Here is a 22,308-nt window from a genome sequence, read left to right on the forward strand (position 1 = left end):
AAATTTTTATGTATGAGTGTAGTAATTAATGTCTCAACTTAGAAGTTTGACATAATTAATACTATTAATCGCGGCAGTATCAGGGTACAAGCAACTAAGATTGCCACTAACGCTGAAACTAGTACAGCACCCGCAGCGCAGTCTTTGGCGACTTTGGCCAATTCGTGGTAAGTCTGCTTGACTGTCAAGTCTACCAACGATTCGATCGCTGTGTTGAGTAGTTCGAGTGCGAGAACTAAGCCGCTTGTAATGCCAATGACGGCGATTTCCACCGGTGATAAATGCAAGAATATGCTGAGGGCGATCGCCAAAGCACAAAAACTCACATGAATGCGAAAATTGCGTTGAGTTTGAAAACTGTAGGTGATGCCAGCCCAAGCATACTTAAAACTAACAAGTAAATTGGCGGCAACTTGCCACGAAAATTCCCTTTCCTTCGTTATCAGTTTTGGTAACTGGTTTGGTGGTGGAGGAGAAACTTGTTGGGACATAAGCTAAAAAATAGAACAATAAAGTTAGGTAAACTGGGAATTTTCGCTGTTTGAAGTTATCCGGTCAACTTCAGGCAATTTTCTACAGGAGTATTATAAGAGGATGCTTAAAAATTAACACTGATAGGCATAAAAATCTTTAATATTCTATGTCAATATCAATACCAACTGTCTCCAGTATTATTACTTGCTGCTTGAGCATTTGCATTAAACTCTCATCATCTGGATGATCCCAACCCAAAAGGTGTAAAAGCCCATGAGATGCTAACCAAGCTAACTCAGTTACTAAACTATGCCCTTGTTGTTGGGCTTGCCGTTGGGCTGTATTTACCGAAATCACGATATCACCTAAATACACAGGTTCATCCTGCATTTCCGCATAATAAGGCAAATCAGTCTCTAAAGCAGCAAAGGCTAAAACATCTGTGGGTTTATTTTGATGTCTATATTGAGCATTTAATGATTGAATTTCTGCATCATCTGTTAAACGCAGCCCTATTTCATAGCTTGACGCTGGCGGTAGATGAGGTTGAAGATTTTCTAACCAGCGATGAAACCAGTTCTCCCAGGTTTCATCCCCAACATTTACGGCTAATTGTGGGGAAGACTCGGAAAAAATATCTTGCAAATTTAGTTCAACTTGCACCAAGTACAAACGCTCCTCAGCACTTTGAATTTTGATGGGTGTTTAACGGGTTAAGTAAGCAAGACCAATTAGAACAGCTAAAAGTCCTACAGCACTTAACAAAAAATGTTTGATGGAAGTACCGCCTTTACGCACCATATTCCGCATGGCAAGTTTGACGTAGCTTGGTTGAGGTTCCGTTGAAGGAGAGTCACTCATAATTATTTCGTAACAAACTCTTTTACATATAAATGTAACAGTTTCCTGGGAGTTCTCTTGCCATTTTGTCTATTTTCGGTTTGAAAGTCAGGCAATGGGTTATAGATGACTCTGTTACCCATTGTTGATTGACTTTAAGCAGAATTACTGTCTACTAGCTGATTTTCTTGCCGGAGATAGGCTTGGATGAACATATCGAGATCGCCGTTCATCACATCAGCGATCGCAGTTGTTTCAGAATTGGTACGCAAATCTTTTACCATCTGATAAGGATGGAATACGTAGTTGCGAATTTGATTACCCCAGGAAGCTTCCACCATATCACCGCGAATTTGGGCAATTTCTTGCGCCTTTTGTTCACGGGCGATAACTAGCAGCTTGGCTTTCAGACGGGCGAGGGCTTTTTCTTTATTTTGCAGTTGCGATCGCTCTTCTGTACAGCGCACAGCCAGACCAGTGGGTAAATGCACAATTCGCACGGCTGTTTCTACTTTGTTGACGTTTTGTCCACCTTTACCACCAGCCCTGGATGTTGTAACTTCCAAATCCTTCTCTGGAATATCCAACTGCACAGAATTATCGATTTGTGGCATGACTTCCACCCCAGCAAAACTAGTTTGCCGCTTGCCATTGGCATTAAAAGGTGAAATCCGCACTAAGCGATGTGTGCCTGTTTCTGACCGCAGATAGCCATAGGCGTAGCGCCCAGTAATTTCTAGAGTTGCTGATTTGATGCCCGCTTCATCACCCTCAGATTCTTCACTGAGTGCTACTTTATAGCCATGAGCTTCTGCCCAACGGGTATACATCCGCAGCAGCATAAATGCCCAATCTTGAGCATCTGTACCACCCGCACCAGCATTAATTGTCAACACTGCCCCTTCCGCATCGTAGGGGCCAGAGAGTAGCTGTTGTAACTCCCACTGGTCAAGGTCACGGTTGAGCTTAGTGATAGTAGATTCCGCTTCTTGCAGTAGGGACTCGTCGGTTTCTAACTCCAACAGTTCCACCACTGCTTTAGTATCTTCTAAACTGGCTCGCCACTGGTTGTAAGTATCCAAGTGGGATTTGAGATCGTTAAGTGCTTGCAGGGTTTTTTGGGCTTCGGGTTGATTTTCCCAAAACTCTGGCTGCGCGGATATTTGTTCTAAGTCGTGAATTTTCGCTGTCAGTGCAGGTACGTCAAAGATAGTCCTGGGTTTTACCCAGGCGGCTAGACAACGTTTCGATTTCGCGTTTGAGTTCTAAGACTTCCATAGTGCTTGCTAAATTTAGAGCTACTTGGATGGATTTCCTAAGTTTGCTCTTTAGATTTTATTTGTTTTTTTGATTTTAGCGGCTGTTGAGTCAGTTCTTGTGCTTTGACTACATAATTGTATTGGAGAAATAACTTACCATATCTCACGGCAATGAAAAAACCGTGGCTACTGACTTTGCACCACGGTTAAAAATTTATTAAATTTTGCTATTTATCGTTACTTAATCACGACCATTGAGGGCAATCAGCAACCGTAAGATAAAGACAAACAGGTTGATGTAAGTCAAATACATCGACAAAGCCGCAGGTAGGTATTGATCGTTGCGGTAAGTACGGGGCAGGATGTAAAAGTCTACAACGGATACGCCCACAAACAGAAATACGCCTAAACCAGAAATGCCAATTTCTAGCCAAGTTGGGGTATAAACACCAAACAAAGCAAAGAGAAATTGGACTGCACAAACCACCAGCAAGGCAATAACACCGAGACTGATGGTTTTGCTCAAAGCCATTCCGTCTTGTTCAGACAGATTTGAACCAATTTGACGGGCAACAATAAAGGTGACACCACAACCGAGGGCGGCTATACCAATGCCTTGAATACCAACACCTTGGGTTCTTAAGGCGACAAATACTAAACCACTGAGAGTATACCCAGATAAGAGGCTATAGGTTGCTAATAAAGGCAGGGCAATAGCTTTTTTGCCTTTTTCAGCAACATTTTGGGCAACAAAGAAGAGAATTAACTCTAGAATTACCGCACCAATAAAGGTAGGGAAGAAAATTCCAGGGTTTGTACGGATAACGCCTAAACCACCATAGGTGCCTAATGCAGTTAAAACCAGACCACCACCAACGTAAGGTAGGGCGTTGGCAATGACATTAGGGCCAATGAGGGCTTGTGTTTTAGCGTCTCGGATAGCTTCACGAAAGTTACTTGTATTGCTCATACTTGAGTTTTTCGCTGGAAAAAATGCTGTATATTCCTATTGTTACCAAGATTTTCATTGAGCAGCTAGGGTATTTTGTTAGAAAAATCGGCGTTAATTGTTGATCAATACATTTTGTCCGAGATATGCGCCACTATGGGTCTTGAATGGTAGAAGTGAATTACTCAAATTCAGCAATACTAAAAAACCATTTCGAGAAATACATTTTCACCACACAATACACCCTTCTATTAAGAGAATATTAGGTGCGGTTTTGATGTTGCTCAAGCCACCAAAGTCTTGATAATGTTGGTTTTAGCTTTTGGGCTGAACTTTTGCGAATTTATATATGCTTTTGGTTTAGGTATTTTATTAATTTTTATAATCAACGATTTATTAAGCAAATATTAAAATTAATGTTCTGCTACGATTTTTATTTCTAGAGAGATATTTAACTTAAGCCAAAAATTAAGGCTGTGGAGTTTTTCTCTATTGCTTATCTAGGGCTAAATCCTTGGGTATAAGCCAAGCATTTAACCACGAAAATAGCTAGGGTTATTCGTAAAAAATAAACATTAATTAACTCAGCAAGTTTATAGATAAAACAAAAATCAGCGGCAACAACAGAGTCTGTAAAATCGTGCGTAAAAACACTGAATCCCTGAGATAGCGGCGAATTAAGTTCAGTGGAACGACGATGGTTTAATCAGCGTGGTCTAAGGAAAATAATTACAGCTTTGAAGAACATATACGCAACTCCGTTTTTTCAGGAAAAGGAGTTAATACAAAGGAATTGATATGGCAGCAATTGAGTCTTCTATGCGAATTGATGGGATAGAGTTATTACACTTATACCACCAGAATCCCTCAATTAAACTTCGTAATCAACTTGTACAGTTACATACTGGCTTAGTGCGGAAGATGGCTCATAAATTCAGCCATCAATGTAATGAACCTTATGAAGATTTAGAACAAATCGGTTATTTTGGTTTAATTAGGGCCATTGAGCGTTTTGATCCTAGTCAAGGATATGCGTTTAGTTCCTTTGCTGTGCCATATATTCGCGGTGAGATGCTGCATTTCTTGCGCGATCGCAGTACGCTATTAAAAATTCCTCGTCGTTGGCAAGAACTCTACAATGAAGGGCAAAAGATCCGCAAAGAATTAGCTTTGGCTTTGGGTCGTCCTCCCAAAGATTCAGAAATTGCTAAGGTACTGAAGGTATCTGTGCAAGAATGGCAAGAAACTAAGTTAGCTGCACAAAATCGGATGCCTTTGAGTTTGGATGCTACAGCAGTTCACTATGTTGATTGTCAAATAACTTTAGGTGAAGCTCTTCCTTGTCCTCGTTCTGCTGTGATGCAACAACAAGAAGAAGAACGCCAACAACTCCAAGGGGCAATCAATATGCTAGAAGACAAACCCCGGATGGCAGTAGAAATGGTCTTCTTAAAAGAACTGTCACGCAAGGATGCTGCTAAAAACATTGGTACTAGTCCAATGACCGTAACACGGTATCTGCAAAAGGGCATTAATGATTTGATCAATTATTTGCAACCACAAGTAGTGGCATCAGGGTCTTGATGTTCGATACTACAAAATTTTTGACAGGAAAACTCCATAACTCAAATCGCTTCTAACAAATAAACCAAGTTCTGGATTTAAGTATTTAGACAAGATTAATTAAACACATTGTTTTCCTGTTAATAGTTCTCTTGCTCAGTTAATGAATTTAATCTTGCCCAACCACTTATTATATTGAATGCTTCATATTGGTAATAATGGGCTTGATATTCAGGGTGCCGTCTCCGAAAAAGCTTCACTATTCAAATAAATTTTAGGAATTTAAGCCTGCACGTTGAAAGATAGTGTTAGGGGTAATTTCTAATTCTGGTAACAAATCATCAGTCATTACTTGATGATGGCGATACGTTATAGGTAAGGAAGCTGGGGCAAAGACAGTAATAGTTCTAGCTTTTGTATCGACTACCCAAACACGCAAAACACCTGCTTTGAGATAATCTGTGGCTTTTTCGGCCATATCTCCAAAAGTTTGTCCGGGTGAGATAATTTCAATCACTAATTCTGGTGCAACCGGACAAGCTTCATCTTGCAACCAATCAGCCGCAAGACAGTTATAAGAAACATAAGTTAAATCAGGTATAGGCATCCAATCTTGTTGATTTCGGGTTAATTTGATTGCCCACTCAACTACAACCCGGCCTTTTTTCTCTGCCCATATAGACAATATTATAAATAAAGCGCCAGTCGTCGCACCATGAAAAAATTTTGGTGACATTTCATCATTTTTATATTTCGGAACAGCTTGACCATCAATAAGTTCGTATTTGATATCTCCTACAGGCAGTGCAAGAAACTCTTCCACAGTTAAACGTTGATTAGAAGACTGAACCATAGTGATGAAATGTCTAGAATAGACTAACTACCGTGATTTTAGATCAGCGATCGCACCTCTGGTCATGGCGGCAATGGCTTTATCTGTTGCTTTTGGCAAATGATAATACTTACCTCCGGCTGTTTGGGCTAGTTCTTTGGCAAAACCAGTGGAAACAAATTTACTTTCGGTATCAATTACCAATAGTTGCATTCCCAAAGCCCGAAATCTGCCAGCAATTTCTAATAACTCGCCTTTGATATCCGGTTTTTCTCCTGCTTCTTGAGGTTCACCTAAAGAACGCGCTAAGGGAATATTCCCCCGGCCATCAGTAATTGCTACCACTACAACTTGCCCAATATCGCCACTCATCCGAGCATTTAAACCAACGCGCACAGCTTGGGTTAAACCATGCGCTAAGGGTGAACCACCGCCACAGGGTAATCTTTCTAGACGGTTCTTAGCTAAAGCAATAGAACGTGTTGGTGGTAATAAAACTTCCGCCTGTTCTCCTCGGAAGGGAATCAACGCTACTTGGTCACGGTTTTGATAAGCTTCTGTTAGCAGTTGCATCACCGCACCCTTAGCTGACTGCATCCGGTTCAAAGCCATCGAGCCAGAAGCATCTACCACAAATACTACCAACGCCCCCGCTTTACGTACCAAGCGTTTCGAGCGAATATCACCTTGCTCAACAATTACCTTTTTGTTTGGCTGTCTTTCACGCCGGGCTTTTTGGTAGGGTGCGGAGGCTCTCAGCGTCGCATCTACGGCAATGCGCCGGACTTTTCCTTTGGGTAACATTGGCTTAACGTAACGTCCCCGGTCTTCGGAGAAGATGATGCTGCGACTCCCAGATTTGCCTTGACGCTGGGACATTTGAGCAAAGTACAGCACACTTTCATCTAGAATTACACCTTCCGGGTCAAAGATAAATTCTTCGGGGATGCTTGGTGGTTCTTGGTTTTCTGGTTCTTCTGGTTGGTCTTCTTCTTTGTCGTTTTCCTCTTCCTCTTGTTGCTCTTGTTCAGACTCGTCTTGACTTTGGGGTGGTGGGGGAGGAGGTGGCGGTGGTTGGTCGGGTGGTGGTGTTTGAACTACAGTTGCCCGTGGTACAATCACTAGTTCGACAGCCCGGCGTAAATCTTCGGCATTGACGGTGGTGCGCCCTTCTAAGGCGGCGGCGGCTTTGGCGACGCGCACTGCAAATAACTCGGCGCGGTGTCCCTGTACAGCACCACGAATTGCTTCATTGACTAAGTAAGCAATTTGGTCGTGGGTGATGACGACTTCTTTTAACCATTCCCGCGCCAGGATAATTTGGGTTTTTAGACCGTCGAGGTCTTCGTCGTATTGCTGGAGAAATTCTTGGGGAGATTGAGAAAAGGCGATCGCTTGTTCTACTGCTTGAACTCGTTGATCTAGACCGAGTACACCATCAGCAGAAAGGGCGATCGCAATTCTATCCAGTAAATGTTCTCTCAGTGCGCCTTCTTCGGGGTTGTAGGTAGCAATAAATAACGCTCTGCAAGGGTGCTGAAAACTAATACCTTCGCGCTCAATTTGGTTGCGACCTTCGGATAATACTGTTAAAAGTTGATTTGATATCTGGTCATCTAATAAATTGATTTCATCTACGTACAGTACACCGCGGTGAGCAGAGGCGAGTAACCCAGGCTGAAAAATGGTATCTCCTTGTTTAACCGACTGTTCCACATCCACAGAACCTAACAGTCGGTCTTCCGTGACTCCGAGAGGAATCTGCACAAACGGCGCAGGAATGATTTGTGTAGGGACATCCTGAATCTCTTTTTCGGCGTACTCTGCCAACAATAAATTATCCCATTCATCGGGGCGGGTGGGATCGCAGTTGCTAATTGAACCTGGAACAACTTCAATTGGGGGGATGAGGGCGTGGATAGCACGCGCCATGACAGATTTTGCCGTACCGCGACGACCTGCGATCGCCACTCCCCCCAAACCAGGATCGACCGCTGCTAACAGCAAGGCTAATTTTATCGCTTCTTGACCGACTACGGCAGTCAAGGGAAAGGAGGCGACGCTTGGAGTGATAGTAGGCGCAGGCATTGTTTACAAAAATGATGATGAAGGCAGGAGACAGGGGGCAGGAGGCAGGAGGTAAGATTTTTTAAAATTATTTCTGCTTTGCTTGACTGGTCTCGGTTTTTAGCATATCAATTTCTGGCGCTATCTTGCCTACTCGCTAATCTAAACTAAATGGAGTGAATTCTATTTGTCCAAATAGCATATTTTTGTCTACTGCTGACAAAATTTTATGATTAGAGCGTTGGCGCAGCCCGCCGTAGGCATCGCTATTTAAACAACGACAAACTAATTGCGCCACATCGGCACGATGGATACTGCCAACAACGCGTGTGTCTTCGGTTAAAATGCCATTGCCTGTGGCGGGTTCTGTTTTGAGACCACCAGGACGAATAATAGTATAGATGAGTCCACTGGCAATTAAATATTGTTCGGCTTTGTCTTTTTCGACTAAAACTGATTGCAGTGCAGCTAATGCTTGTGGAGATAATGCACCAATACTATTACCAGTACCAATGGAAGTCACTAGAATAAATTTTTGGACTCTGGCTTTGATTGCAGCATCGATGAGATTTTTATTAGCCAGGTAATCTGGTTTTTCTGTGTCTGTGGGTAAACCGCCAATCGTACTAATTACGGTATGGATTGGTTCATTGGTAATCATGGCTGCTTCCACATCATTAACATGCAACGCATCACCGATAACTACCTCAACACCTGTTGCTGTTAATTCAGCCGCAGCCGATTCATTTCTCAAAAGTGCTTTGACTGGGAGTTGCTGTGCTGTTAAACAGTTGGCAATTTCTCTACCAACGCCACGACTTGCCCCAGCCAGAAAAATGTATGATTCACTTGTCATGATTAATTGCTGAATTAGTAATTACTTTCGCTCCAGGGATTTTATCAAAGTTAGGACTTATACCGTTTCACTTTAAGTTTGATACAAATAGACCGCAGGGGAGCCAGCGCGTTGGGGAGACACTGCATTGCGGAGGTTCCCTCCGTTGTAGCAAGTGTCGGCGGGTTTCCCGACTTGTAGCGACTGGCATGGGCAGAGGAGCAGAGGGGCGGAGGAGAAATTATTCGTATCATTTATTTAGGGAAATGGTATTACCCAAAAAACGAAAAGTTCAAATTTTAGCGCAGTGTTGAGGGGTATGAGAGTGTACTTCGAATGCGTTCAGTAACCAGGGCGTAGGTATATAAAACCCTTACACACTCATAACCTTACCTCTACACACCCAGTCTCAACTAATTAATCCCATCGTAGGAGGTATTTTTGCTGATGATCATGCGAATCTAGTCAGTACCTCTATATAGAGCAAGACTGATGACTAAAAAATCTCAAGATGTAAGAGTAATATCTACCACACGAATTTGGGGAATCACAGTGGGTATTTTAGCAGTTTGTATTCCCCTTTCTGCTGTGACTAGAAGTGGTGCGCTACTTCCTTTAGCTGCTATTGGTGGTGCTACAGCCGGGACAATCGCTATATGGCGTGCTGATGATAAGAAATCAAAAGCTGCTTCTTTACAACCACAGCAATTGAAACTATTAGAGCAAAGAATCGCTAATTTAGAAACGATAGTGAGTAATGAAGAATTTGATTTACAGAAAAAAATTAAACAGCTAGAATCAAGCGATCGCAATCATCATTCTATTTCCTAAATACCTATTGCATCACGCATTTTTGCGGCTTTTTAGTATACACAATTATGGAAAATATTTCTGCAACTTTGAGAGCATAATCTCAATAATTTAGCAAAATATAGTTATCATCAGCCTGAATTTGAGGAACTATGCTAATAACTGCCAAATTCTGTTTAAATCATCCTCGTCTGAACTAATATTACTGTTTCCTAGAAACAGTATCTTATTCTCTAGTTTCGATAGAATTATTTGACATCATTTAATTCTATCTAACTCATACCAAGTGCTGATTTGAGATTGTCGGAAAAAAGTTTGAACTAAAAGTTTCTCTCAACAATCTCCAAGCAGCTTGCTGATCCCAGATTGGTATCAATTAGATCATTGTGACTAGATTTAAATGATGTTCTCACACTGAATTTTACAGATACATATCCATAAATGTGTTCTGTTAGACTGCGAAGATTACCGAATTTTTATTTTACTAGAAGTTATAAACTTGAGTCATTGCGTTGGTATAGCTTACCGTAGGTATGCAACATTGTGCCGTTGGAATGCAAATGGATTGGATTAGCTTACTCAAAGCCCAGCAAGCTGATTTCCTTCAACGTGTGAAAAAACCTAAAACTTACGACTTATCTTTATTAGACAGTCAAGTTAAAGGTTGTCACAGCGAAATTATGGCATTTTGGGGTGATTCATTGGCAAAAATTCAAGAATTTTCGCGCCACCAAGCCGAAATTCTCGCCAAGAATCCGCCGCCTATACCGCCAGAATATCCCGAACCGCCTGATAGGGTGATTCCTTACCCTAAACACTTTCAACAACAAGCAGAAGATTATCTTTTGCGAGAGCAAATTGTTGAACAAGTGATGGCGGAACGGTTAGGTAAATTAGTGAAAAAGTTGCCCCAAGACACTATCCAAAATATGGTGTTAGATGATGAAGGCAATTTACGTGGTGAAAGTAAATTTACATACTTCCTGGCTGATAATCCCAAACAGAGTGTGTTAGTTTATGCTGCCGATGGAGAAAGTTTTAACGGTATCAAGAAAGATAAAATTAGGTGGTCAGTCACGCAAGATGATTTACTCAACCACCAAGTATTAATTTTCTTGTGTCTGTTTTATCCATCTAATGGCAAATTAGGCTATGAAAAGCACGCTGTAATTGCTGGCTTTTTGCCTAGTTATCAACTGGAATTCACAGAAACTAAATTATCTGTTACTCCTAGTAACTTGTTATATGCGGGGGGATTAAGTTGGTATTTAGAGTCATTAACAGCGAAAAAGACTACTAAAAAAGATATATTGCCGACAGTTGAAGAGCAAGCGATCGCGGAAAACATTCAAATTGTTTCATCAGATCATCCCCAAAAAGAAATCATTGGTGATTGGGAATTTTGGCAGACATTAAAAGGTCATACAAAAGGTATTCATTGCCTTGATTTTACTTCTCGCTGTCACAATGGCAATGTCATGCCAATTTTAGCTAGTGGGAGTCGCGGTGAAACAAGATTATGGGATTTAAGCAAAGGCGAATTAATTGATACATTATCCGAATATCCTTGGATAGCATCAGGGTTAGTGGATGACGTAAATTCTATATCTTTCAGCCCCGATGGTCATACATTAGTCAGTGTAGGCGCAGACTCTACAGTAAAAATTTGGCACGTCGGCGCACCAGAATTAATCGATATTCTGCACAAACATAATGGCGTGGTGCGCTGTACGGCTTTTACCCCCGATGGCCGGATGGTTGCTACTGGTGGAGATGATCGAAAAGTGCTGTTTTGGGATTTAATGTATCGTCAGGTAGCGATCGCTTTATCTTTAGATGATACAGCTGCCCACTCTCTAGCTTTAAGTCCAGATGGCAAAACCCTGGTAACTGGTAGTTACCGCAAAATTAAAGTCTGGAAAACAGCCCAACTCTCAGAATGTAAAACCCTACAAGAAATCGAACCACTGCACAGCTTAACCGGACATTCTCACATTGTGCGTTCCTTAACCATCAGTGCGGATGGCGAGTGGCTAATTAGTGGTAGCTGGGATCAGACAATTAAAATCTGGCATTTAGAGACAGGCAGATTAATTCGTACCCTCAAAGGACATACTGATCGAGTATATGCGATCGCCCTCAGTCCAGACGAACAAATCATCGCCAGCGGGAGTGCAGATAAAACCATTAAACTATGGCATTTCAACACAGGAGAATTACTTGGCACATTTACCGGACATAGCAATATAGTTACAGCCTTAGCCTTCACAACTTCCGGTGATATGTTAGTCAGCGCCAGCTTAGATAAAACCATTAAAATCTGGCAGCGTAGTTAATAATTACAATGGATTTTATCGCTATCACGCCAGCTAATGTACTAGCCTCCTATTCCCTACAGGTAAGGGCGTAGCCTTCGCCCTTACTGAGATTTTTTCAAAAATCAAATCAGACTCCTATATGCTTGAATTTAATATTCAGCCACAGGCAGGTGGATGGTTTACTTTCCCTGAAAATGTTGGTTACGAAAGATATCAACCACTTGACTATCCATCAAAAATCATTGAGGGAAGAGATGTTTGCTATATAGAAATTTGTGGCTGTGAAATATCATTTTCTTATGAAATGCACGGCATTCATGTTGTTTTTGAGTCGGGTATCATAACAGAAGAAAAAGCTTTTGCGATTGTGACATCAATCAGTCATCGTTTAGCAAACATCACAGGACAGCCAACTGTTGTTTATGAAAGTTAAGTAGCAGCCAATTATTAGTAAAATAAATGTAGATTGGGTGAAACTAAGTGTAACCCAACAATGCCAAGATTATCAAAGTTGAGTTGTGCGATCGCTCCAATCAATCTACCATATAAAAATTAACAGGAGAGATGACAATGGTCAGCAGCCTGAAAGAACTAATTGATGAGCCAGAATTGGGTCATAGTAACGACCCGGAAGAAAGGTTTATCAGTAGTGGTGTGAGTTGGGACAGCTATGAATCGCTATTGACGAAACTAGAAAATAACTCTCATTACCGTGTTAATTATTTAGATGGAATATTAGAAATCGTGTCACCCTCAATCAGACATGAAAAAATCAAAACGAATTTAGGTATGCTGTTAGAGCGTTTTTTCTATAGCAAGCGCATTCGGTTTGTACCGATGGGAAGTTCTACTTTTAAAAATAAAGTAAGAAAAGCTGGTGTAGAACCAGACGAGTGTTATTGCATAGGCGAAGAGAAAAAAGTACCAGATTTAGCGATAGAAGTAGTTTTGACCAGTGGTAGTGTGAGCAAACTAGAAATTTACCGAAGATTAGGAGTTACAGAAGTCTGGTTTTGGGAGAGAAACCAGTTTAAGTTATACCGTTTACGAGACAATTCTCAGCAAGAGCAAGCCACTGTTTACCCTGATACTTATGGGTATGAACCTATCTCTCAAAGTGAGATACTGCCAGAATTAGATATTTCTTTGTTAGAACAATGTTTGACAATTTCAGATTCAATTCAAGCTATTGATGAATTTGAGCAAGGATTGAAAGCAGCCGATGAGCTAAAGTAATAGAGATACGTATAGTTAATTTTTGGTTTACGTCTGTCTAGAGAACTAACTTTAACTAAATTTATTATACATATAGTAGGACGATATATTAGTAGTGAACTATTTAAACTACGGTCAGTAAATATTCAGGTTGTGCAGAACAAAAATTTGTTTTGTTCTTAATTGCAAAATTAACCATAGTATTTAAACCGGAGGTAAATAATCATGAGTGAAAACTCTACTTTACTCCAAGAATTAGACACTGAAGCATCTGAATTTATCAGTGGTGGTCAACGTCGTCCTAGAGTTTTTTATGCCTGTCCCAGAGACAGATACGTTACCAATGCTGATGGTTATTACTGGTTCCGCGGCAGAAGGGGATGTCAGGAAGTTCCCTACGATGACGCACCCAGAAGAGTTAGACGTGAAGTTGAGAACTTTAGAGGAAATTTTGACTAATCCCTGGTTTTTTGTAAGGTAGGCATTAAATACTATATTCTGGATTTATTGAGGTTTTACGAGAGAATGTCTACCCTACAAATACGCATCAAAATTTAGGAAAAATCACATCTAGTGACAGAACAAAAAAGAGCCAGTGCTGCCTAGAAAATTCAGCACTGGCTTTAGTTGTAATGTCCGCAGGGCGGTAGGGAAAGGGAAATTTGTTAGTAATGAGTACCTGTTTTGCGATGATTAATTGCTGTCACCGCATCAGGCTTGATTAATTTACCGTTGTCAACAGTGGCGTAAACTACCCAGTGGTCGCCACATTCCATACGTTGTTCAACTGAGCATTCGACGTAGGCGAGAGCATCGGTCAGAACTGGAGAGCCATTATCAGCAGGAGTAGTACCAAAAATCGCAAATCTATCTTCACCGGGTGCGAAATTCTTGCGGAAATGCTTCATGTATTCTTGTTGATTGCCTTCCGCCAGGATATTTAAGGCAAACTTACCGCCAGGATACATCAAAGATTCTATGGCGCGTTCTTTGGCGATCGCTACAGTTAAACCAGGCGGATTGAAAGTGGCTTGTGATACCCAAGCGCCCAGCATTCCGGTAGAAACGTCGCCTTGCTTGGCGGTAATCACACAAACTGAACCCACAATCCGACCTACGGCTTGTTCTACAGGGGTTGCAGATTGTTGGGGAACGCGGATTTTTCTCGCTTTTTTCAAACCCTGAGCGAAGTCTGTACCGAGTTCTTCGCAGAATTTGAGGGTAACATCGTCGGGTTTGAATTTAACTTTCAAAGTTTCAAAACCAAGGCGATAGCCAGCATCCCGCAATTTACCTTCAATCATTTCCACGGCTTCGCCACTCCAACCGTAGGAACCGAAGACACCCGCAACTTTGTTATTATCACCAACTTTTAAGACAATCCCCAAAGCACTGTGAATCGGTGTAGGTGCATGACCGCCGATGGTAGGCGAACCGATAATGAAACCGTCTGATTTTTCTACCGCTGCTTGGATTTCTTCAGAACTGGCAAATTCGCAGTTAATCGATTGAACTTCCACGCCACCCTTAGTTAATCCCAGAGCGATCGCTCGTGCTAATGTGGCGGTATTACCGTACGCTGAGGCGTATAGTAACGCCACCGAAATTTCTCGATCTCTTTGAGAACGGCTCCAGTCTGCGTAAGCTTGGGTCAGTTCAATTAAGCTAGTGCGAACTATCGGCCCGTGACCAACCGCATACATTCTCACTTGGAAATCGGAAATTTTTTCTAAAGCGGCTTCGACGTGCTGCGCCTGGGGAGCCATCAAACAGTTGTAGTAGTAGCGTTGGTCTTCTTTGATTTGTTCCCAATTATCATCAAAGACTTCATCACCGCAGACATGTGCGCCGAAAAGTTTATCAGTGAACAAAATTTGCGTTTGCTGGTCGTAGGTGCAAAGACTTTCTGGCCAGCGGGGGTTGGGAGTGGGGAAGAATTTCAATACATGACCTTTCCCTAAATCTAGATTTTCTTTCCCCCGCATCACCAAAATATTTAAATTGTCATCTGGGAAAGCCGCCTTTAAATTAGCCGAACCAGGTAGTGAACAAACAAAGGTAATTTGGGGAGCCGCTTCCAGCAATGCTTTGAGGGTTCCCACTCTGTTGGGGCTAAAATGTCCCAGAATAACGTAATCTAATTTTTTCAAATGGATGGTTTGCTGTAACGCTTCCAAAAAAATTGTTGTGAAGGTATCAGCAGGTGGGTCAATAATCGCAGTTTTATCACCTTCCAGGACATAGCAATTAGAGGTTGTACCTCTTTCTAATGCGTATTCAATTTCAAACCGCAAACGTGACTGACTACGCGCTCTGAGAACTCTGGTGTTTGTCGCAATGGGAAAAACCTGTACGTCACGGGGTTTGGAATTGCTCATAGGTGTTGGGTGATGTGGAGATAAAAAGGGGAAAAACCGAGCTTTAACGGATTGAATAAAGCGAGTGAATGAATTGGAAGATTGCATAGATTTGTTAAATATTGGCAGCAGGGAAGATGGAGTGCAGGAGTATAGGATGCAGTAGTGACAGAACTATCTTTTACCTTCTGCCTTCTGCCTCCTGCCCTTCGGGTTCAGCAGTTGCTCATGGGGGAAACCCCCAAGACCGCACTGCTTCACCTCCTACCTTCTTTAGTAGTAATTACCTACTTTGCGATGGCGAACTGCGGTTAAACCATCGGGTTTGGAAACACGACCGTCTTGGACTGTGCAGTATAAAATCCAGTGGTCGCTGCACTCCATACTGCTTTGCACTTCACATTCCATGTATGCGAGAGCATCTGTCAAAATGGGTGAACCGTTTTTGGCGGTTTGGGTTTTCACACCTGCGAATCTATCAGCACCGGGATGTAGACGCTTGAGGAATTGCTTTTTCAGTTCTTGATAGTTACCTTCTTCTAAGACGTTCAGCACAAAGCGATCGCCTATTTGCATCAAAGCATCAATGGCGCGGTCTTTGGCAACGGCAATTGTAAATCCTAACGGTTGTAAGCTGGCTTGACTCACCCAAGAAGCCAACATTGCACTACTGACATCACCTTTTTTAGTAGTGACAATATACAAGCCGTTGCTAATCCGTCCTAGGGCTTTTTCCATGTTCACATCAAGGGCTTTGATTTGCTTGATGTTACGTTCACGGGTGACGGCTTGCCCTAAGTCTGTGCCGGCTTCAGTACATAATTGATATGTAGATGCGGTTGGCGCTTCTCTAATCCGAATGGCGGGGAAGGCTTCTTTGACACCTGAGTCGAGAAATTTCCGGCGGAGGGTATCGACTGGTTCATCATCGCCACCAAAGCATTCAAACAGGCCAAAGAATTGTTTGTCTTTAGCGACAGATATTAAGGAACTGATCCCAGCTTGAGCAGCAACGGAGGTAGAAGGAGGCATCCCAATGATAATACCTGCGGCTCTACCTGCGAGTTCTTGAATTTCTTGAGCTTCGGCGGTGCTGATGTCGAGCATTTCTACACCAACGCCAGTTTTTTGAATGCCTTCAGAGATGGCTTGACCGAGGCGATCGCTATAACCATAATCAGAAGCGTAGAATAAGCCAACGGTGGTAAGGGCTGTGGCTTGTCTTTGGCTCCAGTTTTGGTAACACTCGGTGAGGATATCTAGATGATGATAAAGTAAAGGCCCGTGACCGTTTGCGATGATTTTAATCTTGCCGAGTTCGCCCATCCGCTTCATTGCATTTAGCAGCGATCGCGCGTTCGGCCCCATGAGACAGTCATAATAAAACCTAAAGTCTGCTTCGATCGCTTCTAAATCTTCATCAAAGGTGCGATCATCACAAAAGTGCATCCCAAAAGCATCGCAAGTATAGATGGTTTGGGTTTTGCGATCAAAACTAAAGATGGTGTCAGGCCAGTGTAAATTAGGCGCACTCACGAATTCGATTTCGTGACCTTTACCAATATCAATGCGATCGCCACTTTTGACAATCCGCTTGGAGAATGGGTCGTGTACCAAACCTTCTAAAAATTGTAGGGCAATTTTAGAAGCTAAAACCGTGGCTCTTGGTGCTAATTGCAATACATCTTCTACCAAGCCGCTGTGGTCTGGCTCTGTGTGGCTGACAATAATGTAATCAATAGTCTTGGGGTTGACGATACTTTTGAGGGTGTCTAAATACAGTTGGCGAAACTTCTGGTGGGAAGTGTCAATTAAAACTGTTTGTTCGCCCCGAATTAAATAAGAATTGTAAGTCGTACCGTTTTGCAATCCGAATTCGATATCGAAGCGATCGCGATCCCAGTCAAGACAGCGAATCGCCGTGGTGTTTGGGGCAATTTCTACAGTTTGGACAGTAAGCCGATGCTGAACATTTTCTGCGATCGCTACCATTATTCGTCTCCGAGCGCAAATATTTAGTAATCTTTCTCTGCCCCCATTGTGCGACTAAATCATTTTTAAAGTTGTAATGAAGACTAGTTTTCAAAAATTAGCAGTTGTATCAATTATTGCTATTTTCCAGCATTATTTTTAACTCAGAATATTCTTTGTAAATCTCTCACAGCAAGGGTATCACGTTTTAAATGTTAATATTTATTGGCATAATTTAAAATCCCTAACATATCATACATAACTTATTTTTTTGACCAGATTTCCGTAACAAAAAGCATAGATTTCAACACCGATGTGTTTAAAATCAGAGTATGCTGTACTGATAATTTCGGATTTACTTTTAAAACATCTACTTACTCTCGGTTGTTAATATTTAATTTCTAGCTAACTTTGAGACAGAGAAAATAATGGCTTTGTTAATGCGGGAATCTAATCAAGCTCCCCTTCATCAGTTGACAAAGATCAGTGGGAAACCCTTTGCGCCTTTAAATACTGAATGGGTGAGTTGTCGTGTATGTGGTGCGTGGATGCAGTTTCTTGGTCAGATTGACTTAGAAGCAACGATCATAAAAGGGATTTGCGATCGCAAACAGCTACTCCTTCTATTTATGTGTAGTAATAACCCTGGAATGTGTGATGAATGGGATGCTGATTTGGGAGGTAATGCAGCAATACTAGTTTCTAAAACTAACCTGACAAGTCTTGAACCACCTTGTGATCAAGAAGAGTTTCTTTCAGAAGAAATTTTGTTAACACTGGATGAGTGCGACGATTCGGCAGACACTTATTGTGATATTTTGAACCAATTTCAATATCAAATATGCGGCAAAATTGGTGGTGAACCTCTGTGGATTCAAGATGATGAAACTCCGATTTGTAGTTGTGGAGCTAGGATGAAGTTTGTAGTTCAGTTGGAACCCAGTACCGCATTCGATTTTGGTGATTCTGGTTCTGGATATGGCTTTGTGTGTTCAGTATGCCAACAAGGGGCGAAGTTTCTTTGGCAATGTTGCTAAATAGCTATTTTTCCGAATACAGCCAAGTATTTATATGTATACATGAATAGCGCTGGGTGCAAGATGTAAAGTGAAAGACTTAATGACAGGATGTTTGAAATATCATCCTGTCATTAGATCCCCCTAAATCCCCTTTTCAAGGGGGACTTTGATTCTAGTTCCCCCCTTTTTAAGGGGGGTTAGGGGGGATCGAAACGCTACTAGGCAACTTTATCAGACTTGTGTGTACACCGTAGCTTTTTAAGGGGGGTTAGAGGGGATCGAAATCCTGTGAGAAAAATAATTATCTATCTTGTTGCGCCCATATACGGGTGGGAAGACCCCAAACGTAGATAAAGCCTTCGGCGGCTTTATGGTCAAATTGGTCTTCAGCGCCGTAGGTGGCTAAGTCGGGGGTGTAAAGTGTGTTGTCACTCCAGCGACCGACTATGGTGGCGTTACCTTTGAACAGTTTCACCCGCACGGTTCCTGAGACGCGCTCTTGTGTTTGGTGAATGAAAGCATCTAGGGCGGCTTTTAGGGGACTGTACCACAAACCGTTGTAGACCAATTTGGTATAAGTGTCTTCTATACCGCGCTTGTAGTGGGTGACATCTGCGGTTAAGGTGAGGCTTTCTAAATCGCGGTGTGCCTGGATTAGCACAATCATGGCTGGTGATTCATAGATTTCCCGTGATTTGATTCCTACCAAGCGGTTTTCAATCATGTCAATGCGACCGATGCCATGATTGCCTGCTAACTCGTTGAGTGTTTCAATTAATTCAACGGGGTTTTTGGCTGTACCGTTGACAGTTGTGGGGATACCTTTGGTAAACCCAATCTCGATATATTCTGGCTCATTGGGAGTATCAGCGATCGCTTTTGTCATCTGATAAATTTCTTCTGGGGGTTCTGTGGCTGGATCTTCCAACACACCCGCTTCAATACTGCGACCGAGCAAGTTTTTATCAATACTGAAAGGTGAAGATTTTTTCACAGGTGCGGGGATACCGAACTTTTCACCGTAGGCGATGGTTTCTTCCCGGCTCATACCCCACTCCCGCGCCGGTGCTAAAATTTTCAGGCTGGGATTTAAGGCAGCACAGGAAACGTCAAAGCGTACCTGATCATTACCCTTACCAGTACAACCATGTGCGATCGCATCAGCACCATATTTCTCTGCTGCTTCTACTAATATCTTGGCAATTAAAGGACGAGCCAGCGCCGTTCCTAGGGGATAGCGATTTTCGTAAAGTGCATTGGCTTGAATCGCCGGGAAAGCGTAATCTTTAACAAAGCTGTCTTTGACATCAATTACCAGAGACTCACTAGCACCCGACTTGAGCGCTTTTTCTTTAATTGGCTCTAATTCATCTCCCTGGCCTAAATCTGCTGCGAGAGTAATCACCTCCTCCACACCCCACTCTTGCTTGAGGTAAGGAATGCACACAGAAGTATCTACACCACCTGAATATGCTAAGACAACCTTTTTGGCGCGACCCATTGGTTTCTCCAGTTAGGAAAACAAAGAATGACACAATATTATATCGGACTAATACAGGTAGATTTTCTAAGGTTGTGCGATCGCCCCAATGGTTATATCAATTCTCAATGACATGAAGTATATCTATTAGCCAGCGATTAAACTCACTGGCTGATGGTGCTGTTAGTTAACAAGCGACTACTTTCTTTTTTGGGATTGGACTAAAGTTTTGACTAACTCAACCGTTGCCATAATTACAGTAGCCGTTCCGCCCATTAATAAAGAACTTAAAATTGCTGCTGCAAGAATGATTTCTGTTGGACTGTACCCATCGCGTATCCAAGCGGAAGGTTTTTCAATTACTGGGGAAATTGCGGGGATTAACTGAGAAGTTTGAGAGTTGCTAGAAGTGTTATTCATGGTTAACTTTGTGAAAAACTCGACTGTGTAAATCTTATTTCTGCCTTCAAAGCCCGTAAATTCCCAAGAAATAGAAATAAAGTAGAATCAAGTGGAAGATAAGTAGAATTAAGCAAAATTTTTCAGGCTGTCTATGCAATGGGATGAGTTTTTACGACAAGAAGCGGCTACTCATGAGTTATCCCCGGAGCAAACAGCAGCTTTTTTAGTTAGGTTTCAGGCTGAAAACTCAGGTGAAAGTGAACAAGAAATTGCCAACTTATTAAAAATTGAGCTTTCTGCTTTTAAAAAGCGGATGAGTCCGGTGTATAGTAAATTTGCTGAAAGTTGTCCTGAGTTAGCTAAACGTCAACGCAGAAAGTTTGAAACATTAAAGGCTTATCTAACAGCAAAATATAACGGTGTTGATGATACACAGCCGAAAAAAGAAATTCAGCACAATATCCCCCCGGCTGTACCTTGGGAAAGATTTGTGGGAAGAGAGGCGGAATTACAACAACTGCACGAGATGATACAACAAACGCAGCAAGTTGCGATCGTCGCCGTGGCGGGGATGGGTGGTGTCGGGAAAACTGAACTTGCAACCCAGTATGCTCAACAAAATTTGCAAAATTATCCTGGTGGGGTGTGCTGGTTATCAGCACAGGGTATTGATGTCGGGATTCAAATTCTCAGGTTTGCAAAAGATAAATTTAAATTTATCGAGCCGGATGATAGGGAATTAGTGGATAGGGTGAAACTTTGCTGGGATAGGTGGGATGCTGGGGATGTTTTGCTGGTGTTTGATGATGTCACAGACTACAAAACCCAAGTTAAGCCTTATCTACCTGCGAACTCATCAAAGTTTAAAGTGTTGCTCACAACTCGCCTGGGCTTTGATAGAACCTTGCCGCAATTAAGCTTGGGTGTTCTCAAACCATTGGCGGCAATGAAATTATTAAAGTCGCTGGTGGGGAGAGACAGACTGAAAAATAAGCCTTTGGTGGCGATAAAAATCTGTAAATTCCTGGGGTATTTGCCTTTAGCTTTAGAGTTGGTGGGACGATATCTGGATACCATACCAGACTTATCACTAAAAACACTGTTGAAGCGGTTAAAGAAAAAGCGATTGGAACATAAAGCAATGGCTAAAGCTAACCCGCTGATGCGTTATGAGTACGGTGTGGCTGAAGCTTTTGACTTGAGTTGGGAACAGTTAGATGAGAATGCACAAGGCTTGGGTTGTTGTCTAAGTTTATATGCTTTGGCTGACATTCCTTTTAATGTGGAAGCAATTGAAGATGATGAACTGCAAGAAATTTGGGAGACAGCCATTGCTGATTTACTCAAACTGCATTTATTACAACGCCAAAGTCAAGGAATTTATCGTTTACATCCACTAATTCGGCAATATTTTCAGATGAAATTGGATGAGTCAAGCGAGGCAGATGAGGCGAAGACAGTTTTTGCCACGCAAATGGTAAAAGTCACAGAACAAATCTCGCAACAGCCTACTCTTAATTTAATTCAACAACTCACTCCCCTGATTCCTCATTTAGCAGAAGCAACAAATTATCTAACAGCATTCATTAGAGATGAAGATTTAATCCGGGTTTTCACCGGATTAGGCTGGTTTTATCAAGGGCAAGGATTATATAAACAAGCCGAACCCTGGTTGAGTCAGTGCTTAGAATTAATTAAACATCGCCTTAGTGCAGAACATCTAGATTTTGCCTCTAGCTTGAATAATCTAGCAGGACTCTACCATGTGACAGGAAGGTACAGTGAAGCAAAACCCCTGTATCAACAAGGTTTAGAACTTAGACAACGCCTGTTAGGAGCAGAACATCCCCATGTCGGCATTAGCCTGAATAATCTCGCAGGACTCTACTGTACGACAGGAAGGCACAGTGAAGCCGA

At 42.1% G+C, this 22,308-nt stretch carries 20 protein-coding genes; 8 read left to right on the forward strand and 12 right to left on the reverse strand.

Features of this window, described 5'->3' with window-relative positions; all coding sequences use genetic code 11:
• Positions 1-38: 38 nt before the first annotated feature.
• From NCWK1_RS22080 to NCWK1_RS22100, 5 genes are all read right to left on the reverse strand, one after another.
• The gene (locus NCWK1_RS22080; RefSeq protein WP_015115737.1) at positions 39-491 is read right to left on the reverse strand and encodes a diacylglycerol kinase family protein; all 453 of its coding nucleotides are present in this window, start codon (positions 489-491) and stop codon (positions 39-41) included.
• A gap of 139 nt (positions 492-630) precedes the next feature.
• Positions 631-1,137 (reverse strand): rRNA maturation RNase YbeY, encoded by a 507-nt coding sequence (ybeY, locus tag NCWK1_RS22085; RefSeq protein ID WP_103126188.1) that lies wholly within the window; start codon positions 1,135-1,137, stop codon positions 631-633.
• A 42-nt stretch (positions 1,138-1,179) separates the two neighbouring features.
• Positions 1,180-1,335: a DUF3285 domain-containing protein gene (locus NCWK1_RS22090; RefSeq protein WP_015115739.1), complete on the reverse strand. Its 156-nt coding sequence runs from the start codon at positions 1,333-1,335 to the stop codon at positions 1,180-1,182.
• Positions 1,336-1,469: 134 nt separating this feature from the next.
• A protein-coding gene (gene prfB / locus NCWK1_RS22095; RefSeq protein WP_146034019.1) for a peptide chain release factor 2 occupies positions 1,470-2,592 on the reverse strand; the annotation gives its coding sequence in 2 pieces (ribosomal slippage) (positions 1,470-2,519 and positions 2,521-2,592; 1,122 coding nt in all).
• Between the two features lie 222 nt (positions 2,593-2,814).
• Positions 2,815-3,543 carry a Bax inhibitor-1/YccA family protein gene (locus NCWK1_RS22100; RefSeq protein WP_103126190.1) on the reverse strand — a complete coding sequence of 243 codons (729 nt, stop codon included), beginning with the start codon at positions 3,541-3,543 and terminating at the stop codon, positions 2,815-2,817.
• Positions 3,544-4,320: 777 nt separating this feature from the next.
• Here NCWK1_RS22100 and NCWK1_RS22105 point away from each other — a divergent pair.
• Positions 4,321-5,106, forward strand: a complete 786-nt coding sequence (locus NCWK1_RS22105) for an RNA polymerase sigma factor SigF (RefSeq protein ID WP_096577541.1) — start codon at positions 4,321-4,323, stop codon at positions 5,104-5,106.
• Between the two features lie 253 nt (positions 5,107-5,359).
• Here the strand turns inward: NCWK1_RS22105 and NCWK1_RS22110 are convergent, their stop codons facing one another.
• From NCWK1_RS22110 to NCWK1_RS22120, 3 genes are all read right to left on the reverse strand, one after another.
• Positions 5,360-5,938, reverse strand: coding sequence for a Uma2 family endonuclease (locus NCWK1_RS22110; RefSeq protein WP_103126191.1), 579 nt, complete (start codon positions 5,936-5,938; stop codon positions 5,360-5,362).
• A gap of 27 nt (positions 5,939-5,965) precedes the next feature.
• Positions 5,966-8,005, reverse strand: a complete 2,040-nt coding sequence (bchD, locus tag NCWK1_RS22115) for a magnesium chelatase ATPase subunit D (RefSeq protein ID WP_103126192.1) — start codon at positions 8,003-8,005, stop codon at positions 5,966-5,968.
• A gap of 136 nt (positions 8,006-8,141) precedes the next feature.
• Positions 8,142-8,840 carry an SDR family oxidoreductase gene (locus NCWK1_RS22120; RefSeq protein ID WP_103126193.1) on the reverse strand — a complete coding sequence of 233 codons (699 nt, stop codon included), beginning with the start codon at positions 8,838-8,840 and terminating at the stop codon, positions 8,142-8,144.
• Positions 8,841-9,311: 471 nt separating this feature from the next.
• On the opposite strand from NCWK1_RS22120, the gene NCWK1_RS22125 reads away from it, so the two are divergent.
• The 5 genes from NCWK1_RS22125 (at position 9,312) to NCWK1_RS22145 (ending at position 13,621) form a co-directional block, all read left to right on the forward strand.
• Complete coding sequence (locus NCWK1_RS22125; RefSeq protein WP_103126194.1) at positions 9,312-9,650, forward strand: hypothetical protein; 339 nt, start codon at positions 9,312-9,314, stop codon at positions 9,648-9,650.
• 539 nt (positions 9,651-10,189) lie between these two features.
• A complete protein-coding gene (locus tag NCWK1_RS22130) occupies positions 10,190-11,965 on the forward strand; it encodes a WD40 repeat domain-containing protein (RefSeq protein ID WP_245894971.1) in 1,776 nt (591 codons plus the stop codon).
• A gap of 121 nt (positions 11,966-12,086) precedes the next feature.
• Positions 12,087-12,380, forward strand: coding sequence for a hypothetical protein (locus NCWK1_RS22135; RefSeq protein ID WP_103126195.1), 294 nt, complete (start codon positions 12,087-12,089; stop codon positions 12,378-12,380).
• Between the two features lie 137 nt (positions 12,381-12,517).
• Positions 12,518-13,183 (forward strand): Uma2 family endonuclease, encoded by a 666-nt coding sequence (locus NCWK1_RS22140; protein ID WP_103126196.1) that lies wholly within the window; start codon positions 12,518-12,520, stop codon positions 13,181-13,183.
• 204 nt (positions 13,184-13,387) lie between these two features.
• Entirely contained in the window at positions 13,388-13,621 is a 234-nt protein-coding gene (locus NCWK1_RS22145; RefSeq protein ID WP_103126197.1) for a hypothetical protein, read from the forward strand.
• A 206-nt stretch (positions 13,622-13,827) separates the two neighbouring features.
• On the opposite strand, the gene NCWK1_RS22150 is transcribed toward NCWK1_RS22145, so the two are convergent.
• Complete coding sequence (locus tag NCWK1_RS22150; protein ID WP_103126205.1) at positions 13,828-15,540, reverse strand: diflavin flavoprotein; 1,713 nt, start codon at positions 15,538-15,540, stop codon at positions 13,828-13,830.
• 252 nt (positions 15,541-15,792) lie between these two features.
• Positions 15,793-17,511: a diflavin flavoprotein gene (locus NCWK1_RS22155; protein WP_096577560.1), complete on the reverse strand. Its 1,719-nt coding sequence runs from the start codon at positions 17,509-17,511 to the stop codon at positions 15,793-15,795.
• Positions 17,512-17,918: 407 nt separating this feature from the next.
• On the opposite strand from NCWK1_RS22155, the gene NCWK1_RS22160 reads away from it, so the two are divergent.
• A complete protein-coding gene (locus tag NCWK1_RS22160) occupies positions 17,919-18,527 on the forward strand; it encodes a YwqG family protein (protein WP_103126198.1) in 609 nt (202 codons plus the stop codon).
• Between the two features lie 283 nt (positions 18,528-18,810).
• Here the strand turns inward: NCWK1_RS22160 and NCWK1_RS22165 are convergent, their stop codons facing one another.
• On the reverse strand, positions 18,811-20,010 hold the full coding sequence (locus NCWK1_RS22165) for an argininosuccinate synthase (protein WP_103126199.1): 1,200 nt from the start codon (positions 20,008-20,010) through the stop codon (positions 18,811-18,813).
• Positions 20,011-20,187: 177 nt separating this feature from the next.
• A complete protein-coding gene (locus NCWK1_RS22170) occupies positions 20,188-20,409 on the reverse strand; it encodes a hypothetical protein (RefSeq protein WP_103126200.1) in 222 nt (73 codons plus the stop codon).
• 133 nt (positions 20,410-20,542) lie between these two features.
• On the opposite strand from NCWK1_RS22170, the gene NCWK1_RS22175 reads away from it, so the two are divergent.
• On the forward strand, positions 20,543-22,308 hold a 1,766-nt coding region (locus tag NCWK1_RS22175), incomplete at its 3' end, for a tetratricopeptide repeat protein (protein WP_103126201.1).

The sequence above is a fragment of the Nostoc cycadae WK-1 genome (assembly GCF_002897135.1).
Taxonomy (GTDB): Bacteria; Cyanobacteriota; Cyanobacteriia; order Cyanobacteriales; family Nostocaceae; genus Nostoc_B.